At 44.0% G+C, this 20949-nt stretch carries 23 protein-coding genes; 18 read left to right on the top strand and 5 right to left on the bottom strand.

The genetic code is table 11. The features are described 5' to 3' along the window. Window positions 1-70 precede the first annotated feature (70 nt). Together B4K11_RS08225 and B4K11_RS08220 are read left to right on the top strand one after the other, a co-directional pair. Complete coding sequence (locus tag B4K11_RS08225; RefSeq protein WP_292952155.1) at window positions 71-379, top strand: hypothetical protein; 309 nt, start codon at window positions 71-73, stop codon at window positions 377-379. Window positions 380-406: 27 nt separating this feature from the next. Continuing rightward, window positions 407-1102 (top strand): GGDEF domain-containing protein, encoded by a 696-nt coding sequence (locus B4K11_RS08220; protein ID WP_292952158.1) that lies wholly within the window; start codon window positions 407-409, stop codon window positions 1100-1102. Between the two features lie 43 nt (window positions 1103-1145). Here the strand turns inward: B4K11_RS08220 and B4K11_RS08215 are convergent, their stop codons facing one another. Beyond that, window positions 1146-2693, bottom strand: a complete 1548-nt coding sequence (locus tag B4K11_RS08215; protein WP_292959320.1) for a hypothetical protein — start codon at window positions 2691-2693, stop codon at window positions 1146-1148. A 225-nt stretch (window positions 2694-2918) separates the two neighbouring features. On the opposite strand from B4K11_RS08215, the gene B4K11_RS08210 reads away from it, so the two are divergent. The 16 genes from B4K11_RS08210 to B4K11_RS08135 all read left to right on the top strand — a co-directional run bounded on the left by B4K11_RS08210 (window position 2919) and on the right by B4K11_RS08135 (window position 16694). Continuing rightward, window positions 2919-4175: a glutamate-5-semialdehyde dehydrogenase gene (locus B4K11_RS08210; RefSeq protein WP_292952162.1), complete on the top strand. Its 1257-nt coding sequence runs from the start codon at window positions 2919-2921 to the stop codon at window positions 4173-4175. A 6-nt stretch (window positions 4176-4181) separates the two neighbouring features. Continuing rightward, window positions 4182-4832, top strand: coding sequence for a nicotinate-nucleotide adenylyltransferase (gene nadD / locus B4K11_RS08205; protein WP_292952164.1), 651 nt, complete (start codon window positions 4182-4184; stop codon window positions 4830-4832). Window positions 4833-4841: 9 nt separating this feature from the next. Then, window positions 4842-5174, top strand: coding sequence for a ribosome silencing factor (gene rsfS, locus B4K11_RS08200; RefSeq protein ID WP_292952166.1), 333 nt, complete (start codon window positions 4842-4844; stop codon window positions 5172-5174). 8 nt (window positions 5175-5182) lie between these two features. Next, window positions 5183-5650: a 23S rRNA (pseudouridine(1915)-N(3))-methyltransferase RlmH gene (gene rlmH / locus B4K11_RS08195; RefSeq protein ID WP_292952169.1), complete on the top strand. Its 468-nt coding sequence runs from the start codon at window positions 5183-5185 to the stop codon at window positions 5648-5650. A 27-nt stretch (window positions 5651-5677) separates the two neighbouring features. Continuing rightward, window positions 5678-7576 (top strand): penicillin-binding protein 2, encoded by a 1899-nt coding sequence (gene mrdA / locus B4K11_RS08190; protein WP_292952172.1) that lies wholly within the window; start codon window positions 5678-5680, stop codon window positions 7574-7576. Next, window positions 7569-8711: a rod shape-determining protein RodA gene (gene rodA / locus B4K11_RS08185; RefSeq protein ID WP_292952175.1), complete on the top strand. Its 1143-nt coding sequence runs from the start codon at window positions 7569-7571 to the stop codon at window positions 8709-8711. Before mrdA ends, rodA begins: the two co-directional genes overlap by 8 nt. 106 nt (window positions 8712-8817) lie before the next feature. Beyond that, window positions 8818-9951, top strand: coding sequence for a lytic murein transglycosylase B (mltB, locus tag B4K11_RS08180; RefSeq protein WP_292952178.1), 1134 nt, complete (start codon window positions 8818-8820; stop codon window positions 9949-9951). A gap of 9 nt (window positions 9952-9960) precedes the next feature. After that, on the top strand, window positions 9961-10791 hold the full coding sequence (locus tag B4K11_RS08175; RefSeq protein ID WP_292952181.1) for a septal ring lytic transglycosylase RlpA family protein: 831 nt from the start codon (window positions 9961-9963) through the stop codon (window positions 10789-10791). Window positions 10792-10914: 123 nt separating this feature from the next. After that, window positions 10915-12078 (top strand): D-alanyl-D-alanine carboxypeptidase family protein, encoded by a 1164-nt coding sequence (locus B4K11_RS08170; protein ID WP_292952184.1) that lies wholly within the window; start codon window positions 10915-10917, stop codon window positions 12076-12078. Between the two features lie 97 nt (window positions 12079-12175). Beyond that, entirely contained in the window at window positions 12176-13030 is an 855-nt protein-coding gene (locus B4K11_RS08165) for a D-amino acid aminotransferase (protein ID WP_292952187.1), read from the top strand. Window positions 13031-13047: 17 nt separating this feature from the next. Further along, window positions 13048-13326: a YbeD family protein gene (locus tag B4K11_RS08160; RefSeq protein WP_292952189.1), complete on the top strand. Its 279-nt coding sequence runs from the start codon at window positions 13048-13050 to the stop codon at window positions 13324-13326. Beyond that, window positions 13326-13973, top strand: coding sequence for a lipoyl(octanoyl) transferase LipB (gene lipB / locus B4K11_RS08155; protein WP_292952192.1), 648 nt, complete (start codon window positions 13326-13328; stop codon window positions 13971-13973). The genes B4K11_RS08160 and lipB overlap by 1 nt, the downstream gene beginning before the upstream one ends. A gap of 6 nt (window positions 13974-13979) precedes the next feature. Continuing rightward, window positions 13980-14963: a lipoyl synthase gene (lipA, locus tag B4K11_RS08150; RefSeq protein ID WP_292952195.1), complete on the top strand. Its 984-nt coding sequence runs from the start codon at window positions 13980-13982 to the stop codon at window positions 14961-14963. A gap of 130 nt (window positions 14964-15093) precedes the next feature. After that, a complete protein-coding gene (locus B4K11_RS08145) occupies window positions 15094-15531 on the top strand; it encodes an OsmC family protein (protein ID WP_292952198.1) in 438 nt (145 codons plus the stop codon). A gap of 174 nt (window positions 15532-15705) precedes the next feature. After that, window positions 15706-16098, top strand: a complete 393-nt coding sequence (locus B4K11_RS08140) for a hypothetical protein (RefSeq protein WP_292952201.1) — start codon at window positions 15706-15708, stop codon at window positions 16096-16098. 35 nt (window positions 16099-16133) lie between these two features. Next, window positions 16134-16694: a lysophospholipid acyltransferase family protein gene (locus tag B4K11_RS08135; protein ID WP_292952204.1), complete on the top strand. Its 561-nt coding sequence runs from the start codon at window positions 16134-16136 to the stop codon at window positions 16692-16694. 35 nt (window positions 16695-16729) lie between these two features. On the opposite strand, the gene B4K11_RS08130 is transcribed toward B4K11_RS08135, so the two are convergent. From B4K11_RS08130 to leuS, 4 genes are all read right to left on the bottom strand, one after another. Then, entirely contained in the window at window positions 16730-17062 is a 333-nt protein-coding gene (locus B4K11_RS08130; RefSeq protein WP_292952207.1) for a c-type cytochrome, read from the bottom strand. A gap of 93 nt (window positions 17063-17155) precedes the next feature. Continuing rightward, on the bottom strand, window positions 17156-18190 hold the full coding sequence (holA, locus tag B4K11_RS08125) for a DNA polymerase III subunit delta (RefSeq protein ID WP_292952210.1): 1035 nt from the start codon (window positions 18188-18190) through the stop codon (window positions 17156-17158). A 20-nt stretch (window positions 18191-18210) separates the two neighbouring features. Further along, window positions 18211-18720, bottom strand: a complete 510-nt coding sequence (gene lptE, locus B4K11_RS08120) for an LPS assembly lipoprotein LptE (protein ID WP_292952213.1) — start codon at window positions 18718-18720, stop codon at window positions 18211-18213. 23 nt (window positions 18721-18743) lie between these two features. Next, window positions 18744-20949 (bottom strand): leucine--tRNA ligase (gene leuS / locus B4K11_RS08115; RefSeq protein WP_292959319.1); only part of this gene is annotated, 2206 nt, incomplete at its 5' end.

The raw sequence follows: 20949 nt of genomic DNA, 5'->3' as shown, positions 1-20949 counted from the left end.
TATTTAGTGTCTTGTTCGAAAGCTATTTTTATAGGATAAGGCACAGCCAGTTTGTAAGGCGGCTCATGTCATGGAGGGACATATTATTCGCAAGCGTTCAGGTCGTAAAATTACGATGCTTGCGACCTCTTTGTCGATTGGAATTCTTCTAGTCGGCGGTTTGTTGCTCTATCTTTCTTCAGGGGTCAGAGATGCTTGGAGTAACTTTAGTATCGTTTCAGCTGAGCGAACCACTTTATTGCTTTATGCTAGCAATATTGATCTGGCTAAAACCTCTCTCCAATTAGATCTACCTATCCATGAAGTGGATGGTCTTGTGCGCATTGATGATACTACACCTGCGTTGAATGCGCTGGGTGTCTTGCAGGAGAAAACCTAGCGTTATAATCACTCTGTTTCTAGTGTGATGAGTGAGCGAATTTCGTTGCTAATAAATGTATTGCTCTTAGGAGTGCTGTCCCTGCCTTTTATCGTGATGATTGCTTATCATTATCATGATGTGATGAATAGTTTTCTTGCATTAATACACGAAAAACAAAAAGTTGAGCGTGCGTTAGAAAATGTAGAGGCTCAAGCAGCCGCTCAGCATACTGAGTTGACCTATGAAGCAAATCATTGTGATTTAACTCGGGTCTCAAATCGTAAGGCTTTTATGCAGATGGGGCAGGCTGTTTTGGATAATGCCAAAATTACAGACGCTTGTTTCACTGTTCTGTTTGTTGATGTGGATGATTTTAAACTCATTAATGATAAGCATGGGCATGAGGTTGGAGATAAAGTTCTGATCGAGATTGCTGCTAGGTTGAAAGACTCTCTCAATAAAGGGGATATTGTCGCGCGCATTGGCGGTGATGAGTTTGCAGCTATTCTTCAATGTTCTGAAGGCGCTTGCTATATTGATGCAATCATTGAGCGGTTATTTAGTAGTTTAAATCAGAGTTATGAATGTGTTTCTGATGGATTGCAGGTGAGTTGCTCTGTCGGAGGGGCCGCCTATCCTGAAGAGGGTGAGTCACTTGCGAGTCTGATAAACGTGGCAGATCAGCACATGTATCAGGTGAAAAAGAATGGTAAAAATGGGATCTGCTTATTGGAAGTTTGAGCAGTTATTATCTGTATTTGACTTGTTGGTAGTTTAACTAAAACTATTTCTTAAAGATTTTAGTTAATAGGTGATTTGCTTGCTTCTGTAGAAGAGCCTGATGGTTAGGTGTGATCTTTAAGAGTAGTACCTTATCTTCATCTTCACGACGGATTTCAGCTTCTTTTAGCAGTGCTTGTTTTAACTTGGGTGCTTCAGTCAGTGCTGTGTGGCTAATTAGCTCGTTGCTGTGCGTGGTGCGTGTTAGAAAATGAGCTTCCTCTTTCACCAATGCATATTTGTCATGATGTCCTCTTGAAACAGACATCTGTAGGCTGAGTACGGGTTGGAAGCCTTTTATTCGTGCTTGGTTAAAGCCTTTATATAGCAAGCTAAATAGCATGGCTGCGCAGAGGGCGTTTGTACCATGGTTGTCGTCTGAATCTCTTAATTCAAAGCGTAATAAAATATCGTGGTTATCAAGCTGTTCAGCTTCACCATGATAGATTCGGGCGACTTGTTTAGCTAAGTAAAGATATACGTTGAGCAGGGTGGCCTTTTCGTCAGGCGGCATGTTATCTGAGCTGGCGGTATTACTATCTATATAGAAAAGATAAATTGCATCTTGTGGGGCTAATATCAGCTCAAGTTCATCTTCAAATGAATAAAGCCCAAGTTGCACCTCTTCACGTTCATCTCTCTGTTTTAAAAGTGGGTTTTGGGAGAGAGGCGCGTTTTCTTGAGTGGGAGGGGGAGGTGCGTTTGTAACAAGGCCCTCTTCGACAGCGAAATCGTCACTGTTTGTCTCTTTGTCATCCGGTTCTAGGTCTTGCGGTTGATGCTCGAACTTAGGCATCTTAGTCGCGAGGCTCTGTTCCGGCTTTAATAGATCAACTAATGATTCGGTTTGTAGCTGGTCTACCTGCGGTGCTGCTTGGTCTAGTGTAGGGGCTTTTTCTTGCACATCTCTCTGAGTATGACTGCCCATTGAATCAGTTGCTTTATGCTGGGCCGAGTCTAGTTGTTCTGTCCTTCGAAATTCAGGTGTGTTTGACGTTGTGGCCGAAGGAAGTGAATTATCGGCTGCTTCGGTCTCTTCTGTTTCTACTATGTCGGTCTGAATCGCTAAGGTTTCTGAAAAAGATAGGTCTGAGGTAATGCTTTGTTCTGTCTCTTCGTCTTCGTCTTCGTCTTCGCTTGAGCGATAGCCGAATAGCCATAGCGCCGACAGGGCTAAGATGATTGAAGCGAGTGCAATAATAGCTAAGGGCCATAGCTGGCTACGAAGCATACTTTCAATAGGTGCAGGGTTTAGCCATAAAGTGACAGTTGCAAGGTTTCTATCTTGCTGTAATAGGCGTTTTTGCAGTTTTAAATCACTTATATTACCCGCTCTTGCGATGATAATGCCTGAATTGTTCTGAATCTGAAGTCCGCTTATATATGAAAGGTTCTTCAGTTCATTCAATAAAAAGTTCAGGCTAACACGATCATTCGATAAGAGTAGTGGGCGAATCAGGATATCACTTTGCTTCGCTAGCGTGTTCCCTAATGTGCGTGTTTCATTTTGCGCTTGCCTGCTGGTGGCAAAATTCATATAAGCAGCACTCAACACAAATCCTAAAAAAAGGATTAAGCCGACAATCGCTAAATGTTGTCGTTTAGAGCTGTGGCTTTGGGATGGGCTAAATGTCACAGGAAAAATAGGCTCAAAATGGGAACGAAAGGCAGATAATAGCAGTTCATTGAGGGGAGTGTGAATATCAATTGCATTCGGACCATGACCGCAGGTTATCTGGCGGGTATAATATAGGGCTTAATGATAGGAAGGACGGCTATGAACGTACAAGAATACATGATCGAATTAGGCGAAAACGCACGCGATGCGGCTCGTTTAGTAGCAAAAGCAGACACTAACCTGAAAAATCAGGCGTTGTTAGCAATGGCTGATGCAATCGATAGTAGCCGACCGGCATTGACTGAAGCGAATGCGATAGATCTTGAAAATGGTCGTAATAACGGTCTAGATGCGGCAATGCTTGATCGCCTTGAGTTAACTGATGCTCGAATCGATACGATGATTGAAGGCCTGCGTCAGGTTGCTACATTACCTGATCCAGTGGGTGCAATTAATGACCTTAAATACCTACCGAGCGGTATCCAGGTAGGTAAGATGCGTGTGCCTTTAGGTGTTATCGGTATTATTTATGAGTCGCGTCCAAATGTAACAGTGGAAGCAGCGAGTTTATGCCTCAAATCAGGGAATGCGACAATTTTACGTGGTGGTTCTGAAGCGATTAATTCTAATCAGGCGGTTGCAGCGTGTATTCAACAGGGGTTAAAAGCTGCCGGTTTGCCTGAAAATGCGGTTCAAGTTGTCGAAACAACGGATCGAGAAGCGGTTGGTCAGATGATTACAATGCCTGAGTATGTGGATGTTGTTGTTCCTCGCGGCGGTAAAGGCCTGATTGAACGTATTAGTCGCGATGCCAAAGTGACGGTGATTAAACATCTTGATGGCATCTGCCATGTGTATATTGATGATCAAGCTGATCACGGTAAAGCGGTGAATGTTGCGCTGAATGCAAAGACGCACCGTTACGGCACCTGTAATACGATGGAGACATTATTGGTTCACGCCAATGTTGCTGCAGAGGTTCTTCCAGCTTTATCTGAGCGTTATCAAGCAGCGGGTGTTGAACTCCGTGGCTGTCAGCAGACGCGTGAATTGTTGCCGCTCATTAATGAAGCAACAGAAGCTGATTGGGAAACAGAGTATCTAGCGCCTATTTTGTCGATCAAACTGGTTGAAAATATGGATGAAGCGATTCGTCATATTAACCGTTATGGTTCGCACCATACGGATTCTATTATTACTGAGAATTACACTAAATCACGTTCTTTTTTACGTGAGGTCGATTCCAGTTCAGTAATGGTAAACGCATCAACACGTTTTGCTGATGGCTTTGAATATGGTTTGGGTGCAGAGATTGGTATCTCAACTGATAAAATTCATGCTCGTGGCCCTGTAGGGCTAGATGGTTTGACCTCTGAAAAGTATGTGGTTTTGGGTGATGGTCATATTCGTCAGTAATCAATCATGAATGATGATGCCTATGTTTTTATGGGAGGAACATTTGATCCTATCCATAACGGACACTTGAGAACGGCCTTAGAAATTCAGCAATGGATGGGGGTTAAGCATATCTGCTTAATCCCCTCTAAAGATCCAGTTCATCGCTCTACCCCTGGACGCTCAGCGAATCAACGTTTAGCTATGGTGAGATTAGCAGTAGAAAATGAACCTGCGTTGGTTGCTGATGATAGAGAGGTTTGTTCCGATAAGCCCTCTTATTCACTACACACGCTGCTATCGTTACGACAAGAGTTAGGCGAACAGCATCCTATATGTATGATTATGGGGATGGATGCGTATCAAACGCTGCCTAGCTGGCATGAATGGGAAAGGTTTATAGAGTTAGCTCATCTGATTGTTGTTAAAAGGCCCGGTTATGAAGAGCCTGATTGCAATGTTTTAGGTGAATTTACCAAAAAACACAGAACAAAAAGTATTGAACATGTTTTAACATCTCCAGCAGGCGCAGTACTTTTCCATGAGCTGACCCCTCTAGGGATTTCAGCCACACAAATTCGTCAGACGATTACGCGGGGCGACTCTCCGCGTTATCTTTTTCCAGATAGTGTCTGGCACTATATCCAAGACAACCGTTTATACGGTTTAACTAATTGAAGCGAAATAATGCAAACTGAAAAAGTAATAGAAATAGTTAAAAACGCCCTAGAAGATATGAAAGCTAAGGATATTATTGATCTTGATGTGCGCGGTCGTTCGACTGTGACGGATCATATGATTATCGCCAGTGGTACTTCTAAACGTCATGTCGGGGCTGTGGCTGAAGAGGTTATTATTAAGGTCAAGGAAGCAGGTCTTTTGCCTTTAGGTTCTGAAGGACAGGGCGTTAGTGACTGGATCTTAGTCGATTTGGGTGATGTTGTTGTACATGTGATGATGCCGGATGCACGTGAGTTTTATGATCTTGAACGCCTTTGGGGCGTTGAAAAAGACGCATAGAACTTTTTATGAAAATCCGAATCATAGCTATTGGCGGCAAAATGCCATCGTGGGTTAACGATGGCTACCGTGAATACACCAAGCGTTTACCGAATGATTTTCAAATTGAGATGATCGAACTGCCGCTTGGGCATCGTGGTAAAAGCGCAGATATTGCTAAAGCGAAAAAGCAGGAGGGTGACCAAATGCTAGCGGCTATTCCTAAAGGGGATAAAGTCATCGCTTTAGAAGTTCTTGGTAAAAATTGGTCGACTGAACAATTGGCTGCACAAGTAGAAGATTGGCGTATGGATGGGCGTAATATTAGCCTACTAATCGGTGGGCCTGATGGTCTAGATAGCCGCTGTTCAGCGATGGCAGATCAAAAGTGGTCACTTTCCGCTTTGACCCTGCCACATCCATTGGTACGTGTGATGCTGGCTGAACAACTTTATCGAGCGTGGACTGTCATTCAAGGCCACCCTTATCATAAATAACGTTCTATATAAGAAGCACTGACGGATATGGCAGCAGAACGCCTGAAGGATCACTCTAAAGAAAGTCGGACATTTAAAGTACGTGCGGTCTTGGCTTTTTTTGTTGTGATCGTGATGCTATGTGTATTGATTGGGCGCTTATACTATCTTCAGGTTGTTGAGCATGAACGTTATTCTGCAATGTCTGAAGATAATCGCGTTCAACTACAACCGGTTCCCCCGACCCGCGGGCTTATCTATGATCGTAATGGTGTGCTGCTAGCCGATAACAGGCCAAGCTACAGTGTGACTATTTTGAAAGAAGAGGTGAAGGATCTTGATGAGATCCTTGCCCAGTTAAAAACGCTTATCCCCATTACCGATCGGGAAGTTGAGCGCTTTAAAAAACGTTTATCTCAACGTCGCAGGCCTTTCCAATCGGTTCCCGTTCGTTTTCGCTTAAGTGAAGATGAGATCGCTAAAATCTCTGTTAATTATCATCGACTCCCGGGCGTTAGGGTAGAGGCCGAGTTGATTCGTTATTATCCTTATGGTGCTTCTCTTGTACATGCAATGGGGTATGTTGGGCGAATTAACGAGAAGGAATTAGCAAAGGTTGATCCAACTAACTACGCCGCGACGCATTATATTGGCAAGTTAGGCATCGAAAAGTTTTATGAAGATAAACTTCATGGCGAAGTGGGTTTTCAAAAAGTGGAAACCAATGCGCGTGGCAGAGTTATGCGCGTACTGGAGCGGACAGACCCAAGACCTGGTAAAGATATTGTTCTGCATTTAGACCTTCGGTTGCAACAGATCACAGAGAAACTCTTGGTCGGGCGTCGAGCCTCTGTTGTTGCGATTGATCCCAAAACCGGTGGGCTTTTGACAATGGTCTCTACACCTGCATATGACCCTAATATGTTTGTGACGGGAATCTCTTATAAAAATTATAACGCTTTGCGTGAATCAGCGGATCTTCCTCTATTTAACCGTGCTATCAGGGGGCGTTATCCTCCAGGCTCTACGATAAAGCCAATAGTGGCGCTCTCTGCGATTGATAGTGGCATTGTTAAACCGACTTATTCTATTTTTGACCATGGTTGGTATACATTGACCCATGGCGGTCGTAAATATCGGGACTGGAAAAAAACAGGGCATGGACGTGTCGATATGTATGATTCCATTGCCCAATCTTGTGATACTTGGTTTTACGATGTAGCGCATAAAATGGGTGTTGATCCGATGTCTAAATACCTTGGTATGTTTGGTTTTGGGCAAGTCACTAGTTTGGATCTACCAGAAGCGCTGGGTGCTATTTTGCCTTCGAAAGAGTGGAAAAAGCGCGCCCGTAAAGCGCCTTGGTATACAGGTGACTCTTTGAATATGAGTATCGGGCAAGGTTTCTTTGTATCAACGCCACTTCAGCTAGCGACTGCAACGGCCGTGATAGCTAATCGAGGTGAATGGATTGCGCCACGTATGCTAAAAGGGACTAAAAAAATTAATGATGCGGGTACTGAAGTGCTTGAAATGGCAGATTTTTCTGGCAGTAAGTCTCCGCCTGCGGATGTGGTTCTTAATAAAGATGAACATTGGGATGACATCATTAAAGGTATGCGTGATGTAATGCATTCTAAGCGCGGTACCGCACGTCGTTCAGGTGCGAATTCCAGTTATGAAATAGCAGGTAAAACGGGTACGGCCCAAGTTGTCGGCATTAAGCAAGATGAAGTTTATGATGCGGAAAAACTAGCGGAAATTCATCGAGACCATGCGTTATTTATTGCCTTTGCCCCTCTCGATGATCCGCAAATAGCGGTCGCTGTGATTGTGGAAAATGGTGGGGGTGGATCAACCACTGCGGCGCCGATAGCGCGTAAGGTTATGGATGCATATCTGTTAGGAATAGACCCATCAGAGGAAGAGGTCGCGAGCAATGAATAGTCGCGAATTTGAGCGCTATATGCCGGAAGCTCATGATCATCTTCGGCAGCGCCCAAGCCTTTGGAGTTATACCCGACTAGATGGATGGCTGTTGCTGTTATTGCTAATGCTCTGTGGTTTTGGCTTGTTTGTTCTTTACAGCGCCTCCGGACAGGATATGGGTTACGTTAACCGTCAGGCGATTCGCATGGGGGCTGGATTCTGTGTGATGGTCTTTTTAGCGCAGCTGACTCCGCGCTTATTAGGGCGTTGGGCTCCGTGGTTGTACGTAGTTGGGATCGGTTTACTGGTTTGCGTTATCTTGTTTGGTGTGGGTGCAAAAGGGGCGCAGCGCTGGATTGCATTGCCTGGATTTAGGTTTCAGCCCTCTGAAATTATGAAGCTTGTTTTGCCGCTCACCGTTGCATTTTATTTGGCTCATCGACCTTTGCCACCCCGATTTAAGCACATCTTTATTAGTTTGGTATTAATTGGGATGCCAACTTTACTTATTATGAAGCAACCGGACCTTGGTACATCACTGCTGATTGCGGCTTCGGGTGTATTTGTATTGTTGTTATCGGGCATTTTATGGCGATATATCTTTACTGCTTTAGGTTTGGCAGCTGCAGCACTACCGGGGCTGTGGGCTGTAATGAAGGACTATCAGAAGCAGCGAGTGCTTACTTTTCTTGATCCGGAGAGTGATCCGTTGGGATCAGGCTGGAATATTATTCAATCAAAGACAGCGATTGGTTCCGGTGGTATTGATGGTAAGGGCTGGTTAAGCGGGACTCAGTCACAGTTGGACTTTTTACCCGAGTCGCACACCGATTTTATTATTGCCGTTGTTGCCGAAGAGCTTGGTTTTATCGGTGTCAGTATTCTGCTAACGCTTTATCTGCTTATTATAGCGCGTGGTTTGGTGATAGCAGCAAGGGCACCAGATAGCTTTGGACGGTTGCTAGCGGGTAGTTTGATTTTAACATTCTTTGTGTATGTTTTTGTGAATATTGGTATGGTGAGTGGCTTGCTACCTGTTGTGGGGGTGCCCCTGCCTTTGGTTAGTTATGGTGGTACGTCGATAGTAACGTTAATGGCGGGGTTTGGCATGATAATGTCTGTTCATAGTTACCGAACCATGCTTTTAAAATGAATGGTGTTGTGTACAGCTAGATTCGCTAATAAGGTTCCCGTAGTGATTGATTAAGTAGAATCTAGTATGTGTTTTTATGTGTCTATTTTTTGTTGAGGGTTCAGGAATGAAACCATGTTCATTATTTACCGCAGTTGTGACAGCGGGCTTAGTTTTAACCGGTTGTTCAGCAACCGCTGAGAAGAACGCAGCAGAACCTGCTGTACAGATTGAAAACAGTAGTAAAGACAAGTCATCGTCTAAGGTTAAACTCACTTCAACTCCTGCTATAGCGGCTCCTGTAGGGGCTGGGTCATATGTAGATTACCCTCGCGCTCAACAATTTATTGAAGATATGAAAGCCGAAGGTTTTGATGAGGCTTATGTTAAAGATGTACTCGGCCAAGCTAAGCGACAGCAGTCCATTCTAAAAGCGATCTCACGTCCAGCAGAAAAAAGCCTAACTTGGGGCGAGTACCGAAAGATATTTTTAGGTCAGAAGCGTATTAATCAAGGCGTCCAGTTTTGGAAAGAAAATAAAGAGGCCTTGGCTTTAGCTGAAAAAACTTACGGGGTACCAGCGGAAATAATTGTTTCTATTATTGGTGTAGAAACTCGTTATGGTCGGATTATGGGTAGCTACCGAGTACTCGATGCATTAGCGACCTTAGGGTTTGATTACCCGCGCCGTAGTGATTTTTTTCTAGGCCAATTAAAAGAATATTTAATATTGGTTAGAGAAGAGAGTGTTGATGTTACCGCGCTGAAAGGTTCTTATGCTGGCGCGATGGGTTTTGGTCAATTTATTCCGTCAAGCTATCGAAGCTTTGCAATCGACTTTGATCAAGATGGTCAAAGAGATATTTGGGCAAATAAGAAAGATGCGATAGGCAGCGTAGCTAATTATTTTGCAGAGCATAAATGGACGCCAGGTGAACCCGTTATCAGTGGTGTTTCGTTTAGTCAGAAAGTAGATGATGCTTGGCTTAGTAAAGGTCGTGCGGGACTAATTCCTGAACTTACACTCGCCGATTGGCAGCAGCGGGGGGTGGATCCGCAGCTGACTTTATTACCCGATGAAAAAGCTATTTTAATGCGTTTAGAATTAGGTCAGGATGAACAATATTGGTTAGGTTTGCATAACTTTTATGTGATAACTCGTTATAACCACAGCAAACTTTATGCGATGGCTGTTTATCGCTTGAGCGAACAGATTAAAATGGCTTATGACAAATCTGTTACTACGGCTAACAAAAATTAAGAGTAGATAATGTTAAACAAACTATTGGTTTTTGCATTTATCGTTATGTTGGTCGGGTGTTCTTCAACTGGCAGTAATAGCGGGCGCTACTCGATGAAGCATGATAAAGCGCCGGAACGGCCTGTAGATGTGTCTCGTGTAAAAGATGCTGTTCCTCGAGTTGAACCTAAAAGTAGGGGCGGAAATAAAAGCCCTTATACTGTACTCGGCAAACAGTATTATGTGATGCCCAACGCGCAGGGATATGTCGCTACAGGTACCGCTTCTTGGTATGGTCGCAAGTTTCATGGACATAAAACATCTAATGGTGAAGTCTATGATATGTATAAAATGTCCGCTGCTCACAAATCCTTACCTTTACCTACCTACTTGAAGGTGACCAATGTCGATAATAACCGTCAGGTTGTTGTAAGGGTAAATGATCGTGGACCTTTCCATGGAGATAGAATGATTGATCTGTCTTATGCGGCGGCCTCTAGATTAGATATGCTGAGTAAAGGTACGGCGAATGTCCGTATTGAAGCGATTGATCCACGTGCTTGGCAAAAGACAGGTGCTGTAGTGGCGCCAGCTTCAAATGCTGTCCAGCCATCGGTGACTGGGCGGTATTTACAAGTAGGTGCGTATTCTACACGTTCAGCAGCTGAATATGTTGAAAGCCAACTGCGGCCTTTACTGACGGATTTTGCCGTCATTATTCGCCCTGTAAAAAATAGCCAAGGGCACGAATTACATAGAGTGCAGGTCGGACCGCTAAAGAGTACTACTTCTTTATCCGGTTTAGTCCAGCAAGTGGAACAAATGGGCTATGCTAACCCACGTATTGTAGACTTCCCTTGATTGCTTAAGTAGAGTAATTCACGGCGTATAAGTGGACTTTAAATAACGATGAGATCAGTCAGTACCTTGTTACCTCTTATAGGGGTATGTGTACAGGTCAGCAGATCTCTTTAACCAGTTTGGATGACAATGTTTAATAAGGCTTCAAAGTTTTTCTGTACATTATTTTTTGCATTTTCAGTGCTCAGTGCCGGTGCTGCGACGAGCTTAATTCCAGCGGAGCCACAGATTGCCGCTAAAGCTTATCTGGTTATCGATGCGGACACGGGAAAGGTGATTGCTGCTCGTAATGAGAACACTCGTTTTGCGCCTGCTAGTCTGACGAAGATGATGACGGCTTACATTCTTGAGTATGAGCTAAGCAAAGGGAATGTGGGCGAAGAAGATTTAGTTCTAGTGAGCGAAAAGGCCTGGAGAACTCAGGGCTCTCGAATGTTTATCCGTGAGGGTACTCAAGTGCGCTTAGGTGACCTGATGAAAGGAATCGTTATCCAGTCGGGTAATGATGCATCAGTGGCTGCAGCAGAGCACATCGCAGGCAGTGAAGCGGCATTTGCGGATCTAATGAATCAGCATGCCCGTTTACTTGGTATGAAGAATACCAACTTTCTGAATGCGACAGGTCTTCCTGGGGAGGGTCATATCTCGTCTGCTTTTGATCTTGCGGTTTTAGCAAAAGCGATTATTCAGGATTTCCCTGAACATTATGGAATGTATTCGGAGAAGTACTTTACCTACAATAAAATTCGTCAGCCAAACCGTAATAAATTGCTTTGGCGTGATAAAACCGTTGATGGCTTGAAAACAGGTTATACCGATGCCGCAGGCTATTGTTTGGTCGCTTCAGCTAAACGTGATGGTATGCGGCTGATTTCAGTTGTATTGGGTACTAAAGATGAAGAAGCACGTGCCCGTGAAAGTCAGAAATTACTCTCTTATGCATTCCGTTATTATCGTACACACAAGCTTTATGAAAATGATGTGGTCTTAAATACCGCAAAAGTGTGGTCGGGTACGCGTGATCAACTGCGTATGGGAGTGACGGAATCATTATCTGTCACTATTCCTCGCGGCCAAGCGGATAAATTACAAGCTACAATGGATATAGACCGAGTTATTACTGCACCGATTGCTAAAGGGCAAGAACTTGGCAAAGTGCGAGTTACTTTAGAAGGTGAGTTGGTGACGGAAGTCCCTCTAGTCTCGATGGATGCGATTCCTGAAGCTGGATTGCTAAAACGAATTTGGCATGCAATTTTGCTTTTTTTTACTAGCTTGATTGGTTAATGCGTCAAAGATGGCTTCTCTTTAGTCGGAGCCCCTTTGATAATTGCAAGGATGCCCGCATTTACTGAGTAGATGCGGGTATTTGCGTTTAGGTGATATGAATATAGTTTATCTTAACGGTGAGTTTTTACCGGAGCAGGAAGCTAAAGTCTCTGTTTTCGATAGAGGTTTTCTCTTTGGTGATAGCGTTTATGAAGTGATTCCTTTTTATCAGGGAGTCGGCTTTCGCCTTGATGAGCATATTGGCCGTTTGAATCACAGTTTAAGAGCGGTACGCATACAGAATGATCAGGATTGGGTTGGAATATTAGAGCAGCTTGTGAGTAAAAATGGAGGGGGAAATCTTTCTGTTTATCTACAGGTGACTCGGGGAAGTGCGGGTAAGCGTAGTCATGCTTATGATGATTCTCTACAGCCCACAGTTTTTGCATGCTGCACAGAAATAAAAGATATTTGGCAGGCTGGTGTTGATGATGTGGTGTCGTTAAAGGCGATCGTTACAGAAGACCTTCGTTGGCATCGATGTGATATTAAATCAACATGCTTACTGCCTAATATATTGGTTTTACAGCAAGCGAAAGATGAAGGTGTGCAAGAGGCACTGTTTTCACGCGACGAAAAACTAACCGAAGGCTCTGCCTGTAACTTGTTTATTGTGAAGCGTGGTGTGTTGTATACCCCTAAGCGGAGTTCTGAGATTTTAGGGGGTATCACCCGTGAGCTTATTCTTGAGCTAGCGGATAAGCATGGCATACAGTTTCAAGAGAGTGATATTGATTATGATCGACTGTTGTCAGCAGATGAAGTTTGGGTCTCTAGTTCAACCCGGGGTATTGTTCCCGTTATTGAGATTGATGGTCAGCAGATTGGCAATGGTCAGAAGGGCCCTGTGTGGCAAAAAATGTTTGAATTATTTACCGACGTTCAGCGTAAGCTGATGACGGGTCGGTAGTTATTGGTAGAGTAAAGATGACTGGTAAGCAGCAAGAAGCACCTAAAATTGAATTTCCTTGCCCTAACTACCCTATAAAGGTTGTCGGTAGGAATGACGAAGGCTTTCGTGGGTTTGTTATTGAAACTGTTCAAGTTCATGTGCCTGATTTAGACCTATCAACAGTGACAGTGCAAGATAGTCGCAATGGCAATTTTCAGTCAGTAAGATTTACGATTACTGCGCAAGGTGTAGAGCAGCTTTCTGCTCTGCATGAAGCATTGATCGCTTCTGATCGCGTAAAAATGGTAATTTGATGACATCTTCTCAGCTGATTGTACGTGAGCTAGATTTACAGCCCTACGAGCCTACATGGCATAAAATGCAGCAGTTCACTAATGAGCGTGACGAGACTGATGCAGATGAAATTTGGTCGTTACAGCATGAGCCTGTTTTTACTCAAGGCCAAGCTGGAAAAGCTGAGCACTTGCTAGGCACTGGAGACATTCCAGTGGTTCAGGTTGACCGTGGTGGACAGGTAACGTACCACGGGCCTGGGCAAGCAATCATTTATCTTTTGTTGAATTTGAAACGAAAGAAAATGGGTGTTCGTGAACTCGTCACGATTATGGAAGACGCTATTGTTGATACATTGGCTGAGTATCAGGTGAATGCTTATGCTAAGCCTGATGCGCCGGGTGTGTATGTTGATAATAGTAAAATAGCCTCGTTGGGTTTAAGGGTTCGACGCGGTTGCTCATTTCATGGGCTGGCATTAAATCTTTCGATGGATTTAGAGCCGTTTTTAAGAATAAACCCATGCGGTTATGCTGGCATGGCGATGACACAGTTAGGAATGCTGGTAGATGATCTTGATCAGGTCGACGCTACCCAGCGTTTACTAACTAATTTGATAAGCAAGCTCGGGTATTCAGAAGTTACTCGGCTAAACACACTGGATTGAGCCTAAATGTCTGAAGAAAAAAAACAAACGACAGCTAAAAAGCGTGTACAGCAGGGCGTAAAATTACGTGGTGCTGACAAAGTCGATCGTATTCCAGTTAAGGTGATCCCTACTGAGAAAAGCGATATGCCACGTAAGCCAGATTGGTTGCGTGTTCGAATGGGTTCAAGTGCAGAAGTTAAACGTATTAAGGATAAACTGAGAAAGCACAAGCTATCCTCTGTTTGTGAAGAAGCTAGCTGTCCGAACCTTGGTGAGTGTTTCAGCCACGGTACTGCAACATTCATGATTATGGGGGACATTTGTACGCGCCGTTGTCCATTCTGTGATGTGGCACATGGCCGCCCTAATGCGCTTGATAAGAATGAGCCTTATGAGATGGCGGTCGCTATCGCAGATATGGGGCTTCGTTATGTAGTGGTGACTTCCGTAGATCGTGATGATCTTCGTGATGGTGGCGCGCAGCATTTCGCAGATTGTGTACGCGAGACACGTCAGCAAATACCTACGATCGAGATGGAAATTTTGGTGCCCGATTTCCGTGGGCGCATGGATATCGCGATTGATATTCTGACCGAAACTCCTCCAGATGTATTGAATCATAATATGGAGACGGTACCGCGTTTATATAAAGCGGTTCGTCCCGGCTCTGATTATGAATGGTCCTTACGCTTATTGAAAAAATATAAAGCGAAGAACCCAGAGGTACGTACTAAGTCAGGTTTGATGGTGGGCATTGGTGAAACAAATGAGGAAATCATCGAGGTGATGAAGGATCTTCGTGCCCATGATGTTGATATGTTGACTATTGGCCAGTATCTACAGCCGAGTGGTAATCATCTTAAAGTTGAGCGTTTTGTGACTCCTGAGGAGTTTGATGAGTTTGGACGTATAGCAAAAGAGCTTGGTTTTACCCATGCCGCTTGTGGTCCATTAGTACGTTCTTCTTATCATGCTGATCTACAAGCTAAAGGTGAGAAGGTTGGTTAATTTTCTAGCCTAGTAGTTTTACACAAAGGTCGTTCTTATAACGGCCTTTTTTATTGCTTTTTAATCTTACCGTTTAACTTTGAAATTCTATATATTAGATTTGCCTAATTTAATGGTTTTAAGGTTCATTATGAGTACAAAAACAATTTCTGTTACCGCTAATATGAATGAAGGTTGGGCTATACGCGCAGATATTCGCGATCATAAAGTCACCATTGATCAACCTCGGGCAAGTGGCGGTACAGATGAAGGTCCTACTCCATTGGAATTTTTCCTGTTTTCCTTAGCGGGTTGTATTGGCAGTATTGGACGTATTGCTGCAGGTCAGCAAAAAATTAATCTGCGCTCGATGGAAATTAAGGTTGAAGCTGACCTTAATCCTAAGGGGTTAATGGGGCAATCAACGGATGATCGTGTAGGGTTTCAGCAGGTAAGAGTAGAAGCGCATATTGATGCTGATTTAAATGATCAGGAGAAACAGGTGTTTCTTGATCAGGTATGTGAGCGCTGTCCTTTGCATGACAATATTAAGTGGGCGACAGAGGTCGTGCATCAGTACGTAGATTAGCGCCGACTGCTTTATATAGAGTGTCAGTCACGGAAGCTTGAGCTATTTCTAGCAGTTTTTTGGTAGTGAAAAGAGTAAAAGATACTTGGATTCCTTTAATGGCTTGGGTATTAGGTGTAGCTTAGGAAGGTAACTGTTTTTAACTCTTTATAGGTCGCTCGTGATACCAATCCTATGATTAAATTACTGATCGCTCTTACTTTACTCGTTTTAGTTGGCTGTGCTCAGAATGCACAGCCTTTAAGAGGGCCAGTTCAGCTTGATCAGGTCAACGTTGTCAATCTATCTAATCAGACTTTAACTAGCGTTAAAATCGAGGTGTTGTCTACACGCAGTAAGATAGTCTGTAAGCAAGTGGCCCCTGAAGGATTCTGTGCTTTCCGTTTTAAGGAAAGAGAGTTACGTGGGGAAACTGCACAGGTTGATTGGCAGATGGGTGATCAAGAATGGCAGGTGTCAATCGATGCTAGTGAGGTAGATATCTCATTTGACTGGTATAGAGTTAGTTTGGACCTTAATCTAACCGCTGATGGTAAAGCTAAAATAATTGCTGTTGAGTCAAACTAAATATCATATGTGCGTATCTGTATTGGGGAGTCGCTATGCAGCATAAAACCATGTTCTCAACCCCCGTTGTCTATCCTATTTTACGCTTTATATCATTGTCGGTACTAAAGTTGCTCGGCTGGAAAGTCCAAGGTGAGGTGCCTAAAGAGTTTAAAAAATGCGTGATGATTGCTGCGCCTCATACAACGAATTGGGATATGCCGTTCAGTCTAATGCTCGCCTTTGCGTTTAATACTCAGCTTAATTGGATGGGTAAGGCTTCCATTTTTAAATTCCCATTTGGTGGGCTGATGCGTTGGATGGGAGGTATTCCTGTTGACCGTTCACGGTCCACAAATATGGTGGGCGCTACTGTAGAGGCTTTTTCTCAGTTTGATGAACTGCGTATCATGATGTCGCCTGAAGGGACTCGATCAGTTGTGCCTCACTGGAAATCCGGCTTTTACCATATTGCTCATGGGGCAGATGTTCCTATTGTGTTGGGTTTTATTGATTATAAGAACAAGGTGGGCGGCGTATTAGGGAGCTTCAAAACGACAGGTGATTATGAAAGTGATCTAAAAGCGATACAGGCACAGTATCAGCCGTATCTATAACCGCCAAGTGTAAAGTTTTAGGCTATTTGTCAGTTTTAACGACTCTCTATTTTGGCTTTCTGCAGTTCTATAATGTACTCGGCCAGTGCATCAGCTTGCTTATCAGATAATTGTTTAAAAGTAGGCATGCTGTGTTGGCCTTTTTTGAAGTCATACTTAATCAACAAAAGTATTTTGTAGGGCTTCATTGGTTTGCTTCCAGCATAATGCTCCATATAGGCGCCAGGGCCTTTTCTCATATGGCAGTCTTTACAGTAATAATTGTATAGGTCTTCTCCTGACTTCATCCTTTCAGGCGGTATTTCGTTATCACAACCCAGTAGGAATACAGAGAATAGAAAGAGTGCACTTACTTTTATGTATCGCATATTGCAATTATCTCATTGATATATAAGAAGTATAGCTAAGTGCTCGGTGTTCACAAATGATAGAGGCTTGAATTTCGACTATTGAATAGACGGTTAGCTCGTTATTGTATTTAGATGATCTAACGGCTGGCCAGCTAAAGTTAGCGCAATAGAAGATAGTAAAAGCCACGCATCTCCAATCGCCATCCCTTTAACGGTTTTATCAACCTCCGCACACTGTTTCAGTGCCGTATTGATTTGTTGGGTAGATAGACGTTGAGCGGCTTTTCGGGCTAAGGGCTTTCTTTTACCCCATATCCTTTCACGCTGACAGACTGCATCAAATGATTGTCCGTTTTGTTGCGCTTGTTGTATTGCTGCAAGGGTACGAAGTTCTTTGGATAAGGCCCACAGAATGATCGGAGGTTCGGTGCCGTCTTGTTTAAGAACTTGGAGTATTTTGTAGCAGCGGGGTGCTTGTCCGTTAAGCGCAGCGTCGGTAAGGCCGTAAATATCGTATCTTGAGCTATCAGATACTGAGTCAATTACATCATCAGCGGTTACGACTTGGCGAGGGAAAAGTAAACTGAGCTTACTCAGCTCCTGTTTCGCTGCAAGTAAATTGCCTTCAATACGATCGCAAAGTAGCTGTATCGCCTCTTCGTCAAGTTGTAGCTCAATTTGGGCTGCGCGCTGTCTGATCCAATTAGGCAGCTGCTCAGCTTCTACCGGCCAAATTTCTACAACGACACCGCTTTTATCAACCGCTTTAAACCAAGCGCTTTTCTTAGCGTTGCCATCTATCTTGTCAGCGGTAATTAATAAAATATTATCGGGGGAAGGGTTAGCTAAATAGCTTTGTAGGATCTCGCTGGATTTCTTATTTAGCTTCTGACTACCTAAGCGTAGTTCAATAATCTTTTTTTCAGCGAATAGAGATAGTGCGTTGGCGCATTCGAGCAGGTATTCCCAGCTGAATTTGGCATCTACATGAAGGACTTCGCGTTCGCTAAAGCCCTGTTGTTGTAGATTGATACGAACTAGGTCTGAGCACTCTTCAGAGATGAGAGGTTCATCTCCGGTAATCAAATATACCGGTGATAAACTTTTTTTTAACTGAGAGCTCAGTTGTTCGGGGCGCAGTTTCATTGTCGCTTCATTGGCCGCTTTTACTGTGCAGGCTTAGTCGCTAGATAGCGTCGAAGAATAGTTTGCGCGATAGAGTTATACAGCTCTTTACGCAGCAGCTCTTCCTGCTTCGAACTTGCCGCAGCGGCATCTTTGTCGTAGGAGTAGATGCGCTCGCGTTGGATGTTAATATCATTCGTCAGCGGTTGGCCCTGTTTGTTGGCTATGAGTATTTTGACCTCTACAGAGATCTCATACTCATCCACATCAGCATTGCTGCTAATAGTTGCTGCACGCCTTTTGTAACGGGAATCAAGAATACGAATTTGATAATCGGCACCGCTGACTTCGCGGATGCCGTTAAATTTCATATTCTGGCGTAAGCTGCTAAGGAGTTGTTGATCAGCATTTCCTGCAATTAGGGTGACCAGCTTTTTATCTTCAGATACATCTTGTGCACCTCGAAGCTGAAAACCGCAGGCGCTTAACAGACTAAATACAGCCATGACAATGACGATATTGCCCGTTAATTGTTTCCAATGCTTGATCATGATTACTCCTTAACAGGTCGCGTTTAGCCTACAACGATATTAACTAAGCGGCCAGGTACAACAATTTTTTTACGAATTGTCTTGTCCGCCATATGCTTTTGTACATTTTCATCAGCGAGAGCCGTATGCAATACGACATCTTCATCTGCATCAGCTGCTACGTTGATCTTGGCACGAACTTTACCGTTAACTTGAACAACCATCTGTATCGTGTCCTGCACTAAGGCAGACTCGTCAACGATTGGCCAGTCAGCGGTCAATGCATCATCGCTGTTACCTAACTCTTGCCATAGCTGATGGCTAATATGAGGAACAATTGGCGCGAGTAGTAGAACAGCGGATTCTAACGCTTCCTGCATAACTGCTCGGCCTTGCTCGCTAATGTCAACGAACTTAGCGATGGTGTTGGATAGTTCCATCACGGAAGCAATGGCGGTATTAAACGTTTGGCGACGTTCAACATCGTCAGATACTTTTTGTATAGTCGCGTGTACTTTTAAGCGAAGCTCTTTCTGTACATCTGTCAGGTTTGCTTTGTCGATGGCTGTAGTGGATCCGCCAACATTTAGGTGATCATGAACCTGCTTCCATAAACGTTTTAGGAAACGGTGAGCACCCTCAACACCGGTATCAGACCATTCTAGAGATTGCTCTGGCGGTGCAGCAAACATCATAAACAAGCGGACAGTGTCAGCACCGTATTTATCGATCATCACTTGAGGATCAATGCCGTTGTTTTTAGATTTTGACATTTTAGACATGCCGTCGTGCTGAAGCTCTTTCCCTGTTTCACGGTGAGTTGCACTAATTACGCGGCTTTTATCGTCTGTTTTGATGTCTACATTAGTAGGAGCGACCCAAACTTGGCCACCTTTTTCGTCTTCGTAGTAGTAACTATCCGCGAGAACCATGCCTTGGCATAGTAACCGTTTGAAAGGCTCGTCACTGTCTAGCAAGCCTTCATCACGCATGAGCTTATGGAAGAAGCGTGAGTATAAAAGGTGAAGAATCGCGTGTTCGATACCACCGATATACTGGTCTACAGGTAGCCAGTAGTTTGCTTTTTCCGGCTCCAACATCGCTTCACTACTACTGCGTGAAGCATAGCGAGCGTAGTACCATGACGATTCCATAAAGGTATCGAAAGTGTCTGTTTCGCGCTCAGCAGGGCCGTCACAGCTAGGGCATGTGGTATTAATAAAGCTTTCCATTTTCTTAATAGGAGAGCCGCTACCATCAAACTCAACGTCTGTAGGCAGTTCAACCGGTAGTTGATCTTCAGGTACTGCTACCGCACCACAGCTAGGACAGTTGATGACAGGGATTGGAGCCCCCCAATAACGCTGGCGTGATACCCCCCAATCTCTAAGACGGAAGTTAACGGTAACTTTGCCTTTGCCTTTAGCTTCAAGGTCGTTAGCGATAGCTTTAAACGCGACATCAAATTCAAGGTCGTCATAGTTGCTGGAGTTAACAAGCGCGCCTTTCTCTGTATAAGCTTCTTCGCTTAGGTCTACGGTTTCATCGTCTAGTGGGCGGATAACTTGTTTGATATCCAAACCGTATGCTGTTGCGAATTCCCAGTCACGCTGATCGTGGCCAGGTACAGACATAACTGCACCTGAGCCGTAATCCATTAATACGAAGTTTGCAGTCCAGACTGGAACTTCTTCACCTGTAAGCGGGTGAATGGCTGTGATGCCAAGTGCCATGCCTTTCTTTTCCATCGTTGCCATATCTGCTTCGGCAACTTTGACGTTTTTGCACTCTTCGATAAATGTCGCAAGCTCTGAGTTTTGTTCAGCTGCTTTTAGCGCTAGAGGGTGTTGAGCTGCTACGGCAACGTAAGTCACACCCATCAAAGTGTCTGGGCGAGTGGTGAAGACTTCTAGTTCACCATAGCCTTCAACGTCAAACATAAGTTCAACGCCTTCAGAACGGCCGATCCAGTTCTTCTGCATGGTACGAACTTGTTCAGGCCACTCATCTAGTTTATCAAGATCTTCTAGAAGCTGATCAGCGTAGTCTGTGATTTTTAGGAACCACTGAGGAATCTTTTTGCGCTCAACTAAAGCGCCTGAACGCCAGCCGCGACCGTCGATAACCTGTTCGTTAGCTAGAACTGTTTGGTCAACTGGGTCCCAGTTAACTTCAGCTTCTTTTTTGTAAACTAAGCCTTTATCCATCAACTTAGTGAAGAACCATTGCTCCCAGCGGTAATATTCAGGG

Source organism: Neptuniibacter sp. UBA6509 (assembly GCA_002435145.1).
Taxonomy (GTDB): Bacteria; Pseudomonadota; Gammaproteobacteria; order Pseudomonadales; family Balneatricaceae; genus Neptuniibacter.
Note: the sequence above shows the minus strand (reverse complement) of the source record. Positions and strands in the feature narration are given on the sequence as shown.